The organism is Sphingobacterium sp. 1.A.4 (genome assembly GCF_002734245.1).
Classification (GTDB): domain Bacteria; phylum Bacteroidota; class Bacteroidia; order Sphingobacteriales; family Sphingobacteriaceae; genus Sphingobacterium; species Sphingobacterium tenebrionis.
This window is the reverse complement of the sequence record NZ_PEAZ01000058.1, coordinates 21,724-36,347: the sequence shown is the minus strand read 5'-3', so window position 1 is coordinate 36,347 and position 14,624 is coordinate 21,724. Positions and strand designations below refer to the sequence as shown.

Annotated in this window: 11 protein-coding genes; all 11 read right to left on the bottom strand. The window is 38.9% G+C overall.

What is annotated here, in order from left to right; all coding sequences use genetic code 11:
- Positions 1–589: 589 nt before the first annotated feature.
- The gene (gene bla, locus CRJ00_RS09940; protein ID WP_099366725.1) at positions 590–1,510 is read right to left on the bottom strand and encodes a class A beta-lactamase; all 921 of its coding nucleotides are present in this window, start codon (positions 1,508–1,510) and stop codon (positions 590–592) included.
- Positions 1,511–1,572: 62 nt separating this feature from the next.
- On the bottom strand, positions 1,573–2,148 hold the full coding sequence (locus CRJ00_RS09935) for a hypothetical protein (RefSeq protein WP_099366724.1): 576 nt from the start codon (positions 2,146–2,148) through the stop codon (positions 1,573–1,575).
- 151 nt (positions 2,149–2,299) lie between these two features.
- The gene (locus tag CRJ00_RS09930; protein WP_099366723.1) at positions 2,300–3,175 is read right to left on the bottom strand and encodes a phosphodiester glycosidase family protein; all 876 of its coding nucleotides are present in this window, start codon (positions 3,173–3,175) and stop codon (positions 2,300–2,302) included.
- A 15-nt stretch (positions 3,176–3,190) separates the two neighbouring features.
- The gene (locus CRJ00_RS09925) at positions 3,191–4,330 is read right to left on the bottom strand and encodes a YdcF family protein (RefSeq protein ID WP_099366722.1); all 1,140 of its coding nucleotides are present in this window, start codon (positions 4,328–4,330) and stop codon (positions 3,191–3,193) included.
- Between the two features lies 1 nt (position 4,331).
- Entirely contained in the window at positions 4,332–6,026 is a 1,695-nt protein-coding gene (locus CRJ00_RS09920; RefSeq protein WP_144038142.1) for a BACON domain-containing protein, read from the bottom strand.
- A gap of 4 nt (positions 6,027–6,030) precedes the next feature.
- Positions 6,031–6,963 carry a sugar phosphate isomerase/epimerase family protein gene (locus CRJ00_RS09915; RefSeq protein WP_099366720.1) on the bottom strand — a complete coding sequence of 311 codons (933 nt, stop codon included), beginning with the start codon at positions 6,961–6,963 and terminating at the stop codon, positions 6,031–6,033.
- A gap of 1 nt (position 6,964) precedes the next feature.
- A complete protein-coding gene (locus CRJ00_RS09910) occupies positions 6,965–8,734 on the bottom strand; it encodes a RagB/SusD family nutrient uptake outer membrane protein (RefSeq protein ID WP_099366719.1) in 1,770 nt (589 codons plus the stop codon).
- 12 nt (positions 8,735–8,746) lie between these two features.
- Entirely contained in the window at positions 8,747–12,250 is a 3,504-nt protein-coding gene (locus tag CRJ00_RS09905; protein WP_099366718.1) for a TonB-dependent receptor, read from the bottom strand.
- A 163-nt stretch (positions 12,251–12,413) separates the two neighbouring features.
- Positions 12,414–13,580 (bottom strand): FecR family protein, encoded by a 1,167-nt coding sequence (locus CRJ00_RS09900; protein WP_099366717.1) that lies wholly within the window; start codon positions 13,578–13,580, stop codon positions 12,414–12,416.
- Positions 13,581–13,627: 47 nt separating this feature from the next.
- A complete protein-coding gene (locus CRJ00_RS09895) occupies positions 13,628–14,194 on the bottom strand; it encodes an RNA polymerase sigma factor (RefSeq protein ID WP_099366716.1) in 567 nt (188 codons plus the stop codon).
- Between the two features lie 184 nt (positions 14,195–14,378).
- Positions 14,379–14,609 carry a hypothetical protein gene (locus CRJ00_RS09890; RefSeq protein WP_099366715.1) on the bottom strand — a complete coding sequence of 77 codons (231 nt, stop codon included), beginning with the start codon at positions 14,607–14,609 and terminating at the stop codon, positions 14,379–14,381.
- Between the last annotated feature and the right edge of the window lie 15 nt (positions 14,610–14,624).

Genomic DNA, 14,624 nt, shown 5'->3' with positions numbered 1-14,624 from the left:
AGATTCTGCGTGAACCGATATCGATCCCCGCAGCATGATCGTGAATGATTTTCATGGCACATCAATTAAAATGTGAAACCATTAAGCCCATAGAGGAAAAATAAACGGCAGGCTACCATACGGACAATCTAAAAGATGTACCAAACTCCAATGCCTCAATCTATGGAACCAAGCTCAGGGACAGGCAAGATGCACTATACGATAGTCCGGTCAAACTGCAGAATGGTCAATGAACTAAGTTACTAAATGTCATCACCTTCCGATAAATTTAGTTCAAATTTTTAATTCTCAGGATGACAGAGTTCAAAGATTGCTTCGTTCCTCGCAATGACGGGTATTGTTGTTAAATGCCTATGCTCCTATTAGCTTCAAAATAAATACACGGTGTAAGCATATTCTAAGTGAGGTGTAAGTGAGTTGTAATTGCATAAAGTCACTTACAACTCACTTACACCTCACTTAAAACTCACTTGAAATTCGACTGCAAAAGCCTTCATCCAGGCTAACAATCTCATTCAAAAATTTAATTCAAAAATCTTATTCAAAAATCTTATTCAATAACTTTATTCTACGATCTCATCCAACAACTTTATTCCACAAAGGCATCATAAGCAGCCTTAGAAACCTCCGCCACAACCCTTTCATTAGGTTCCCCCACTTCATTCGAATCCGTTACATAAACACTAATGTAAAAAACCTTACCATCCGGAAGCGAAACAACACCAATATCATTTATCGCTTCTGTCACCCCAGTCTGCCTATTCCTTCCCGAAGTACCCGTCTTATGCGCAACGATTGTCCCTTTTGGCAACAAACCTTTTATCCTATTAGGTCCAGTTGTGGTCTTTCTCATATTATCCCAAAGAAAATCATAAGATTTTTTAGAAAGTAATTGATCATCATTGGTATAAAAAGCATGCATGATATGATTACCCGCAGAAACAGTGGTCCAGTTTTCAAATTGAATATCCCACTTTGCCTGTTGCACTCTTTCTGTATAACCTATGTTCTGATCTTTAAATCCAAGCTTTTTAAAATAAGTATCCACTACTTTTGGCCCTCCTAATAAGTCAAACATCGCATCACAACCAATATTATCACTTTCTGCAATGGTATGAAACAAAACCTCATCCAATGGCATAGTAACCCCATTAGGATGTGCATCCTTAATCGGGCTATACAGCTCCGAATTCATCGTTTCCTTACTAAAGACCAAAGGATCTTTCATTTTCAGCTTTCCCTTATCCACTTGATCCAAAATAACTATCCCTAAATGAAATTTATATACACTCTGTAAAGGATAGTGATGATCACCATTGACAATCAAACTATCCGAGAGATCATGGTTATGAATAGCTACACCTACTTTTGCATCATATTTCGACAGAATACTATCAATCTTAGGTTGTAGCTTCGCTAATTTCGGAGAAGAAACAAAGGAATTTTGAGAAAATGCTTGGGAGATACTTAATAATCCTAGTAATGAAAGAGAAAGAATAGATTTATACATATATTGTTAGTTTTCAATGGTAAATAGCATATCACAAAACTAACGATTAGCCCCAGTTATTATTATCTATTGGATAAAAATTCGGCTAATTCCCGCTCTTCCTGATTACCCTTAGCCAAATGCCTCGAAACCTTTTGATTAAATTTTTCCGTTTCCTGCATGATATCCGAATCATCTTTAAATCCTTTGATCCTACCATTAGGCATCAACATCCGTTTCAAAAGACCAAAATCAACCTTATCTTCCTTATAATATGTAAATACCTTTTCTTTGGATTCTAAAAAGTCTTTACTACCCAAATTAAACAGAAGCAAAGCAATATCTTCATTGGTGTAAGCATCTTTTTGAATATCATCATCAATAAGCAATCTCCATAAACCTTCTTTGTATTTCTGGGTATTATTCAATAATTCTGGAGATTCACTTTTAAAAGTTTCATAAGTATAATTTTGTAAATTAAGGCTGTCTTTCCCTCCTTCTGCCTTCATTTTCCGATATTGAATAAGCAGATTTTCGGACTTTTGAAAAATATCCACCAAGGTATCATATTTTTTGGTTTCTTCTGTGGATGCTCCATATTCGCAACTTGAAACCAAAGGTCCAAAAAGTATGAACAAGAAATAGGTCATTTTTTTCATGGGTTTATTTTTTGGTATACATCACTTACATCTAATTAATATACAAATAATCAACCATTTAGGTTTATAAAATATGAAAAGGCGCAAATGTAAACTTGCGCCTTTTAAATATTGAAGGTCAAAACCTTTCATTCTAAAGAAATTGAAGTGTTTATTTTACCGTAAATACCGTAGCCACAGCACGTTCACCCTCATGATCAAATTTTCCGTTATCCGATGGAAAATTAACGACTCCTTCGCCTTTAACCCATGCCGTGCTGGATCCACCACCATCATAATTAACAGCAGAAACACAGCCTAATGCCTTCATAAGAGAAGACAATTGCGGAATAGTCAAGCCCTGGGATTGAGAAGAACGACCATCTACAACTACCACAATCATTTTTTGATCTGCGGTAATCCCTACGGCCGTACGAGGATGTCTAGCCGTATTGAAATCTACATTCAATTGTGATAGTTCTTCCCCATTCTGAATCAAAAGAGGTCCGCCAGCCAATGCGATAGGTTCTGCCACAGAAGTCCATCCAGAACTTGGTTTTAAAATGATCTTAGGTTTTCCAGAGGCATCAATAACCATTGCTCCGTTTTCCCGATAAGGATTAAAACCATTTACGGTTTGATTTTGTACTACATTATCGTATTTGAAGAATACCGTTGATCCACCAACACTGGTATTGAAATAAGAACCATTAAACGCAACTAATGCATTCGCTCTAGTGGCTGCGTCACTCGTTTTCAAAAAGCCTGTTTTTACATAGGGAATTTCAATGTCAAAGCCTTTCGTCAAATCGATTTCGAACATATTGATATATTGCTTAGATTCAAAAATCTGCGAAAATTGAACATGTTTCCACATTATCCCTTCAGCCACCTGCTTGGTTTTCCAATCGGCTTTCTCTAATGTTTCCTGAAGACCTAGGGTTTCTTCCTGCGAATAATCGTATGGTAATTGGGTTCCATCATTCTTTTCACATGAAGTGAAGATTAAAAGGAAGATGAAGTAGTATATTAAATTTAGTTTTTTCATGTATTGGTTGTTTTATTAGTAATTCACCCATTTTAAGCGCAAGGGCTTCACCTGTTTTACGGTCCTTTGTTTAAGGTCAAGGGTTAAGACTTCCATATTTCTATAAAGCTGAATTTCATTGGTCTCTTGGTCCATAGAAGCAGCATTAACATTCCCTTTTCCCCATCCAAAAGGCCAGTTTTTAAAATACTGATCTGCCGACGTTTCAGTTTCCACATCAAAGTATTTTCCTTTTTTCTTGGCAATAAGCAATTTGGAATCTGAAAAGAGGTATAAAGTCCCATCTTGGATAAATCCAGTCTTCATGGAATGTTTCCATGATTCCGGGGCATTCCTCAACAGCTCATGCCAAGCTAACGGAGCACGCTGTTTTCCAGAAATTTTATCCATTGGCAGAAACTTAGCTCCATCCCATATCAACCATTGCTTCCCGTCATCAATAAAATGTAAGTCCTGTTCCAGATCTAGACCTTTTACTAATTCCCTATCTGAACTTAATTTTTCAACAGTATAGGAAGTGTTCTCTGGATTACTGACATAGAGCAGATTACCCATTAGATAATAAATAGAATCTTTAACTGACCATACCGCGTCAGGGGTTAACCACGTGCCTTTGGCAATAAATTTATCATTATCGATTTCGCCATTAAAAATATTGACATAGTCTAGTTTATCGGATTCCTTGGGTTGTTGAGATCCTTCAATAAAGAATCGGGCTACTACCCCATCATATTTTTGTAAACGTGCGGCAACCGATATGGCATGCCAATGATTAGACACCACAAAAACCGTATCCCCCGGCTGCATAATTTTTTCACCTGATGCATTTTTCAACATCCTACTGAAAATATAATTCTGAACCGTTGTCTTTGCATTTTCCTCTTTGTGGATTTTTTCAGCAGGGATTCCGCTTGCTGTCATCTGATCATACATCCTACTTGCCTCACAAATACTCGATCCATGCGCGGCACAGCCGCCAGAAACAATAATGTCGTCGAAGGATTGGATCTTATATAATCTCAAAGCAATCTGTATCCGTTCATCCAATACTTTAGGATCTGCCGATCCCAAGACCAACATGATGGTCTTGGAATGACAGAAAACGGTAGTTAGGCTGATTATACTCAGAAGTATGCTTATAGCAATTTTTTTCATGTTATTTTATTAGAGCCCCCATGATTTTATCGGTACGTTCATTTCCATTTTTATCGGCTTTGATATGCTCTTCCAATACCGGGCTATATGTTTGTCCTATAGTTATTAAAGAACTGGCATTTAAACCATGTGTTAAAGCAGGATTATTAGCACCTATTGGTAAATATTGGGCACTAAGCATGGTTGCCGGATTAAATGAAAGTCCTGAGGCCACTGAACCACCTTCGCTATATACCTGACCGGCAATGGCAGAACTTTTGATCACTGGGATAATTCCTGCATTATCAGTATACGCATCAACATCAGTAGAGTTTGCATCCTGTTTATTTCCGGAAATAATGGAATTGATAATGGTTAAGTTATTCACTTTTGATCTACGATATACGCCAGCACCCGGCCCAGGAATTTCATTTCCCGAAATAGTTGAGCTGATGATATCTATTTTACAATCATCATAGAGCATCACTGCTCCACCACCATTCTTTGAAGTACTCTTATTTCCCACCAATAAACAGTTCACTAAGATGCCGGTAGATTTTTCCCGAAGGTATAATCCAGCTCCGTAAGAAGTATTACTGTTTTGACTCACTTCGGAGTTATAAAGAATAATTTTGGCATTTGGATAGCCATGCACGCCACCAGCGGTACCTCTAGCTGAATTCTCGTTGAATTGAGAATGATAGGCTGTTAGATTTGACGTATGCATCCATACACCACCACCATTATTACCTGCATTCGTGTTATTGTTTACCTTAGAATTTTCCATGATAACATTTGCAGAACCAAAAGCATACATACCAGCAGCAAAACCAACGGTTCCTTTATCAGCGGTTGCTTTGTTCTCGATGATTTCTACATTTTTCAAATGTACCTGTGAACCACCAATGGCCATTCCTCCCCCTTGTCCACGACTAAAATTAAGTCCGTTTATGGAAATATTGGTACTTCTATCCGTCGCATTTCCTCCAGTTATCACCAAACCTTCGATATAAACCTGTGAACCTGCTTCTTTAGCAGCAGTCACCGTAACAGTATGGAATGCTTGTTTTCCACTTGCAAATCGTCCATCCAGAATCGTTTTGTACATCGCAGCATTAGGTTTTGCACCAATACTGGCGTCTTTTGAAAAGCCTCCGATCACGCTGATATTCTTATTGATTTCAAACGTTTTATCTGACTCTTCTGCGGACTCTCCATTACGAATGGTTTTTGCCGGCATATACGTACCTTCCATCATATAAATCGTACTGCCTGTGGTGGCCTTTTCCATGGCCGCATGGAAAGTGGAAGGACTTTCCCAAGAAGATCCATCTCCAGTTCCTGTAGGACTAACAAAGAAGACCGGCACTTTTCCAGATTCTTGGCTTACCAATACCTGTTTAGAAAGCTCATTGTTGATACGAACCGTAATAATTCCCGATCGTTCATCATCCTCATTGGCTTGAACCTCGAAAACAACCTTACGTTTTCCTTTTTCTAGTTCGGTCGTATCCAATACAATCCAAGCCACATCCGATTCCAACATCATATTTGCGTTAGAAAGAACATCAAATTGGTATTTTCCTGTTTTACTTCCTACCTCCATCAATTCCGTGCCTGCCATTAATTTCTCTTCAAAAGATTCCTTATCCTTTTTACAGGCAGAAAATCCGAAAAGAACCATCATAATCAGCAAATGGCTATATATACTTTTCATTATATCACTTTTTAATAGTTAAACTCGTTTGATAAGCATCCCAAAGGTGCTGGTAGCAATCCACAATTTCCTTTTCATCATTGTATTTGCATTCGTGCATATACACTCCTTTATACTTGATCTTTTCCAGGGTGGCAAAAATGCTGTTCCAGTCATTTTTCCCTCTGTTATCACAAGGTAAATAATGGTGTTCTGCTGTGCCGTCACCATTTGAAACATGCAAGGTCTTTACCCGAGATCCAAAGGCTGCCAATAAATGTTGAGGTTCAGCAATATGACAAAAATCAACTGCTAAGCCTACATCTTTGGGAAAGCCTTGAAAAATCTCCAAACATTCCTCCACGGTACGCATCAAAGGACGTTCTCTTCCATTGACAGTTAATGAAGGACCCAACATGTTCTCTACCACCATGTTTGAACGGATAGCTTTTACTTCTTTATTTAAGTAAACTACTGATTTCTGAAGTTGGGCTTTTCGTTCGCTACGTTCATTCAGTCCCAAATAAAAGGAAGGATGGAATAGGATAATCTCTGCCTTTACAGGTTTTAAAACCTGTAGTACATTCTTTTGCGCTTCCATAACCCGTAATCTACCTTCTTCATCTAATCGGGAAATGTCTAAATGCACACTGAAGGGCATGTGGATAGACCAGACCTTTACCTTGTTTCGTTTCAGGATAGCCGCCACCTCCTTCATTCTACTTGCCCAAGAGCTTGCCACTTCAGTAGATTGTAGGTTTTTATCCAACATGGCTCCAATCCCTGCAAGTTCAATGTAATTGATTCCCAAACTCTTGATGTACTGCATCTTTTCATCAGTGATTTTTTGGAAATCCAAGGCATAACCAATTGGAAATTTGGGAGTTTTAGCTTCTACCTTGCCAAAAAAGACAGAAAGACCAAGAAATAAAACGAATAAATAGCTTATCTTTTTCATATTACTTCCATCCTGGGTTTTGCACTAGGTTTTTATTCAAAATCAAATCCTCTGAAGGCAATGGCGCAAAGTAATCCCTTTCTTCATCGAAAAGTCCTCCTTGTGGGAATGGATCTAAATTTCCGGATGTCGAATTCTGTTGTCCGGTCAATGGATTCCTTAAAGTTCTTTGGTTCACATTGATAAAGGACGTGATGGATGATGGAGCACCCGAAGTACTTCCTGTGTGCAAAAACACATCTGGAACTGCATCGCCTGTAAAATCATGGCTTCCTAATCCGGAGAAATAAACTCCGACCATTGGCTTGGTTACTTTTTTACCTTCCTTCCAACGCATCAAATCATCCCAACGCAAACCTTCATTGAACAATTCTATCCTTCTTTCTCTTCTGATTTCAAGAATAACCCCTTTGTTGGCTGTATTTTCTACATTCGGATACATTTCAGCCAAATAAGGATCGGGATTAGCGTTTGCTTGAGCCAAATTCAAATTAGGCATACCCACCCTAGCTCTTAATCTATTGATGGTATTGTCCAAATCCGCTTGGGTTAATGTTCCAAGTTCTGCTTTCGCTTCTGCATTGACCAATAATGCCTCCGCAAAACGGAAGATGATGATATCAAATACAGAGGCTCCGGTTGCCCATTGGGCTCTATTGGGAAGTGCTTTGATCAAGCGGTAACCTGTAGTCGTGATATTCAAGGTTACTGGTTCGTTCTTAGATTCCCCATTTACCCTAAAATCTGGGCCTGCGGTCGTCTGTGTCAACCTTGGATCTCTGTTCTGCATCTCCTGAAAATAGGAATAGGTCTGATAATTGGCCTTATCTGTAAAACGGGAACCATCATTCATCAGGTAGCTATTCACCACATCCTTCATCAATCCATAAGAGCCTGAAGTAGCAGATGTAAAATTATAAGCTGTACTATGCACCTTAAGGCCCAATTCATAATCGACGGCCAAGATGGTTTCTATGGCGTCCTGTTTATCGCGGGCAAATAGATTTCGGTATGCCGCGGCTGCACCTCCATCCGAATATAAGGTATAAGCCGCTGAATTGATCAGCATCTGGGAGGCTTCAACCGCTTCGTTCAGGAAATTATCAGCACCTTCCAGTTTATGATATTTCCTGAAGGTCCCTTCAAATAAAGCAACCCGTGATTTCAATAACATCGCGGTATACTTGGTTACTAAATTTACCTGTTTCTCTGCGGGAATATGCTCAATAGCATAGTCCAAATCTGCCATGATGGAGTCCATGACCAAAAAACGGGAATCCCTTCCTTTGAAAAGATCTGGATCTTTTGCAGATAAGACTTTTCCGTACCAAGGCACATCACCAAAGGTCTTCACTTTGTCGTAATAAAAGTAGGCTCTAAAAAAGCGGGCAATCCCAGCATACCTAGCTTTGGCATCCTCATCGGCTACTTTATGAAAGTTCTCCAAAAAATAATTTATCTTACGAAGATTCCCCCAAGACCAACCACCACTCCCACTGGCAACAGGAACAATCCTATTTCCTTTTATTTTATCAGCAGGGTTCAAGGGCATTAAGTTGTCCGAATTGGCATCTTCCGCATAAACGGATGTCGTTGCCAACATGGTATAAAAATCATTGGTCGCCACTTCCAGGTCCTTAGGCGTATTGAAGAAATATGGAGCTTCTACCTGATCCTCAGATGGCCGCTCAAGGAAATCCTTATTACAGGATCCCAGCAAGAAAACACTTGCAGCAGCATATATATAATATTTTATCGTCATTTTTTTCATGATGTTTTCAGCTTAAAGGGTTAACATGACACCAAAAGAAACCGTTTTTCCCATCGGATAGGAACGAAGATCACCACGGTCATCTGCCGTTGCCGGCGAAGAATAATCCACCGTAGAACCTGCTTGCTCTGGATCCAAGTATTTGGTCAAACCGCCGAAACTCCAGGTAAATAAGTTTTCACCGCTAAAGAAGACCCTAAATTTGTCCACTTTTGCTTTTTGAGTCCAAGCTTGTGGGAAAGTATATCCCAAACTCAGGTTTTTAACCCTTAAAAAACCAACATTCGTTAAATAATAATCGTTCAATTCATATAATGATCGGCCAGACTGCAGGGATGAATAACCACGATAGATCTGTGGATAGGTGTTCTCGGTTTTATCAGGGCGCCAAGCATTATCTACCAGATCCTTACGGATAAAGGAAAGGTATGGACGTTGATAAGGTCCCCAGTACAGGTCTCCTGTTGGATACCAGTCTTGGCTACCTACTCCTGCTAAAGCTACTCCCATATCGATACTTTTCCAGCGCATACCTAAATTCAATCCAAATGGAAATTTAGGCATGGAATTCCCGATACGTTCCAAATCACCATGGTCAGCAAGTGTATTCTGACCTTTATTGATTTTTCCATCACCATTAAGGTCAAGGTATTTGATATCCCCAGCACGTAAATGATTCCATTCGCTATTCTGCATTACATTCAGGATATCATTATAAACTTGCGACAGGCTGTTTCCTGGGTTTGTAAATGAATTTTGGTAAGCTAATGCTTCTTCATCCGTTTGGAATTGACCAGCAATACGGTAACCCCAGATATCACCCAAACGCTCACCCTCATTGTAAGAGCTCAATAAACCATTCGGGTTATTGTATCGGGTAATGATGCCTTTGAAATTACTTACATTGGCGGTCACATTAAATTGCAATGGACTTCCAGCTAAATCAAATTTATCTTGATAAGTAACAGCTATTTCATAACCATCATTGCGCAAGGAAGCATAATTTTCCTTAGGCTCATTGGCTCCAAAAACTGCCGGTAAAGGTTCTCTTGGAAGATACATGCCTTCCACATTTTTCCGGTACCAATCCAAGTTCAGCAATAATTTATTGTTCAGGAAACCTAAGTCGGCTCCAATGTTGAAGCTCTTTGTTGTCTCCCAAGTCACCACGTTAGGTAATGGCCCTGGTACAGAAGCAAAAATCAAGCGTTCGCCGTTGTTTAACCATTCCGAAGTTCCTACATTCATCAATTCCTTAAAGGTATTTACATCAACGGTTTGGTTTCCTAACATACCATAAGAACTTCTGAATTTTAAGGAGGAAACATAAGGGCGAACAGGCTCCCAGAACGACTCCCTGTCCACTTGCCAACCTACAGATACCGAAGGAAATAATCCCCAACGACTATCTGAAGGAAAACGGGAGGAACCATCATATCGGGCATTGACTTCCAGTAAATATTTATTATCGAAATCATAGTTCAAACGGCCAAAATATCCTTGTATAGCCCAATTTGTAGCCGAACCAGAAATATTGTTCATCACGGTTGCTAAGGATAAGTTGGATAAGTCTTCGATCAACAGATCATCAGCTGTAGTGGCCACACGGTCACGGTCGAATTGCTCCTGATTAAAACCAGCCAACAATTTCAGGTTATGTTTTTCCGCAAAAGTCTTATTATAGGTGGCAAATAAGTTGAGTGCGTTGTACTTGTCTTTCCATCTATATTCCGTTAATCGATTCAATCCTACCGTACGGAAATCCAATCTGTTTCCAGCTAAATAATTAAATGGATTTAAGCGGAAACTACGCGCTGTGTTTTCAATCCTATTGCTATAATCGAAGTTGATCTGTAGGCCTTCCAAAGGTTTAGCAACCACTCGAAAGGTATTGGTAAACTCCTCATTATTGAACAATCGCCAGGTCTTACCAGAATGTAGTCCGGCATTCCCCCCTTGTCCACCAGTACCTGTACCAATATCGGTCGGAACACCATCCACCATGATCGGATAAAAAGCCATTAGGTTATACCAGGTAGTCGTGCTCCATAAACCTCCAAAACCATTGGAATACCCACCATAGTCCTTGTCCTTTTCATTGATGAATTGGATATTATTGGAGATTTCCAACCAAGAGTTTGGCGTAAATACTAAGTTCGCCTTTAGGTTCTGGCGATCCATATTGGCATCGTTATTTATGTTATTGATGCTTTCTCGTTCGAAAATCCGACCAGAAAGATAGCCTTTCAGTTTTTCTGTACCGCCAGAAATGGCAATATTATGGAAGCTAGAGGCCTGCTGTTTTTTGAACATGTGATCCCACCAATTGGATTTATGGAAGAATTTATAGGATCCATCGGCCTGTAGTTCATGGAAAGGTTCAATTTCTCCATTCGCCACCATTTTGATCGTCTCCCAATCCATTTCATTGTAATTGGTATAGGAAGAACCGTTGTAGCCAAATAGGGCAGCATCTACCGTCTTTCCATAAACATAGGGATCGGAAATATAATCTGTTCGTGCAGTTGGTGAAGTCCATCCAAAGTTATTGGTATAGGTCACAGAAGTTGTTCCTGCCTTTCCGGTTTTGGTAGTGATCAAAATAACCCCAAATGCGCCACGAGCTCCATAAATAGAGGCAGAAGAGGCATCTTTAAGAACCGTAACACTCTCGATATCGTTCGGATTTACGCGGGTGATATTCCCTTCAATTCCATCGATTAAAACCAATGGATTTCCACCATTGATGGAGTTAAATCCACGAACATTGATGTCAGGTGTCGTAGATGGATCACCATTATTCATCTGTATGTTCAAACCAGGCATTAAACCTTGTAGGGTAGTTGCAATATTAGCTTCAGGACGTAGGGCAATATCCTCGGCATTGATCTGAGAGACTGCTCCTGTTAAGTTTGCTTTCTTTTGGATACCATAACCAACTACAACGACCTCATCTAAACCACTAACGGATTCCTTTAACACAATATTGATGGCCGAAGTTCCGGAAACTTCGATGGTCTGGCTTTCATAACCCATCGCAGTGATAACCACAGTTGCAGATGCAGTTGGACTGCTTAATCGGAAATAACCCTTATCATCGGTGGCTGTTGCCAGGTTGCTGTTCAATAAAGATACCGATGCCCCAGTAATGGGTTGGCCCTGTTCATCCTTGACATAGCCTTCGATAACTCGTTGAATCGATTCTGGATTATTGCTCAACTCGGTACGTGATTTAATAAGTACCATGTTGTTTTCCACGAAAAATACCAGTCCATTTGGTGTCAACACCTTCTTTAAGACCTCCTTTACGTCTTTATTTTCCACAAAAACGTCCATCCTTTTCAGGTTGCTGACTTGGTTATTGCTATAAAGAAAATCGTAATTCGTTTGATTTTGAATATCCTGTAAAATGTCCTGTAAGGTTGCTTGCTTGGCACGGATGCTGATCTTCTGTCCGAAGGTCGAAGCACTCACATGTAGCATGGTTCCAAGTAACAACAACGAAACCAGTTTCATAATTAACAAAAGTTTGTTTAGTCCTATTTTTGTCGAATAGGGATTTCTAGTAAAAAAATAATACATTTGATTAGTATTGGGTAAATAATTTACTGCTAATAAGGATTTTATCCATGCAAAACACGGGAGGGTGGCCGCCCTTCCGTATCTTTCTCTTTCACAACTACTTTCTTACGAACACCCTCCCTTCTCTAATTTCAAATTTTAGGTTCGATATCTTTTCCATTCCATGAAGCACATCGTGTAAACTGCGGCTGCGCACAATAGAACCTGTAAAATGTTCCTCACTGTTAAATTCATAAACAACCTCTTTGATGTCGTACCAATTAATAATGTCGTTCATGATTTCTCTTACACTGGCATTCTGAAACCTAAAATACCCATCGCGCCAGGCAAGGACTTCGCGAAAGTTTGCTCTCACTTTTTTCATCCCATTTCCAGCTTGTCCATTTGCTTGTTCGCCAGGTTTTAGCATCAACGCTGCCTTCGATGAATTCACTTGTACACTCCCTTTTAAAAGACTGGTTTTTGATTGTTTGGCGGTAGGATAACTTTTCACATTGAATTGGGTTCCTAATACTTTAACTTGATAATCTTTCGTCTTCACCAAAAAAGGTTTTTCAGGATTATGGGCCACTTCAAAGAAGGCCTCTCCGGAAAGCTCACTGTTCCTGTTTTCTTCGTTAAATTCAGCACTTATTTTAAAAACTGAACCTGAGTTTAGGAAAACTTTGGAGCCATCAGGAAGTTGAAGATTATAGCTGGTACCTTTTGCTGTTCTGAATTCGTGAAAGGCTTTGTTGGCTTGTGCTAAACTCTTGCTGAACGATACTTTGATCATATCATCTGCTGTTTTGGAAAGCTCCACCCCATCATGCTCCATTCCTTTTTCTGATACATCCTCCAATGCTACTTCGGTCCCATCAGCCAATAATATAGCCGCACTTTCATGTAAAGGGTTAGAGACCTCCTTACTTTCAACATTAGCTAATACATTTATATCTTTATGAGTTAAGGATTTATCTTTAAGGCTGTATAGATAAAAGCCTATACCTGATGCAATCAATAAAGTAGCAGCTATGGAAATCCATTTATAGTTTAGACGCTTGGTTTTAGGGGAAGATTGTAGTTCAACTTGATTCAACAAATTTTTATAAACCTGCTGTTGATCAAATTCATGATGCTTGTCAATAGGTTGAACGCTATCCAAGGATTGGTAGAATAGATCTTCATGTTCTTCCAATAGCTGAAGATATTCCTGAAGTTCCTCCTCGGAAATAATATTATTTAAAAATTTTTGATTTAATTCTTCGAAACGATTCTTATGCACAATTTAAGTATTAACTATACTATGTACACACGAAGGAGCGGATAGGACTATAAGAAAAACAAAAAAATAAAAAAATACAGATAATCCGCCTTCTTAAAGGTGTGACGAAGGGTTTTTAAGGTTTGGACAATCGTATTCTTAACCGTATTTGGGGAAATACCTAATTCATCTGCAATTTCTTTATGCGATTTGCCTTCTTCTCTACTCATGATCCATACCTGTTTTTGGCGTTCAGGTAATTGATTCACAGATTCTTGAAGAATTTTATTGATTTCGGAAAGTTGATGAGCAGAATCCTCAGCCAAAACAGCCATATTTTTTATCAATTCCTGCTGGGCTAACAGATCATATTTCATGGATCTCAATTGGTTATAACAGATTCTCTTAGCGATCACATAGATATATGGCCATAAATCCTTGGCATCATCCAACTCTTCCCGATGCATCCAGACCTTCAAAAAAGTTTCTTGGACGACCTCTTCCGCTTGTTCCTTATTTTTCAGAATATGGAAAGATAGGTTATAAATATTAGCAGAATAAGCATCAAATACAACCTGAAAGGCCTGAATACTGCCTTTCCTCAAATCAATATATACTTGATTTTGTATGGTCATGTTGATCGAATGCTTTTAATAAGTAAATGAATCCAAATTTAGCCAACTAATATTAACAGTATATTAAATTTGAATTTGTCCGGATTATATGGTTATAGAAACCACATCATGATTTCTGGTTTAAAATTACAGTTTTAAATGCTTAGTAAAAATTAAAAGCGAAAATCTTTTCGCTTTTAATACTTTATTTTTTCTGAAATTGCTGTTTGAATCTTTGCAATTCAGCATCAATAAGATTTGGCCATGCCTGCAAACCTTGTCTAATGATTTTTTCACCTTCTGTAGGATCAAAATCAATAGTTGCATTGATGGCATCCTGTTGTAATTGATCCAAATACTCTTGCTTTGGTGGCACATTTGGATCTACATTTTCAGGCTCTTCATTTACTTTTGGATTGTTTTTAGGATTACTCATAGTATATTATTTTAA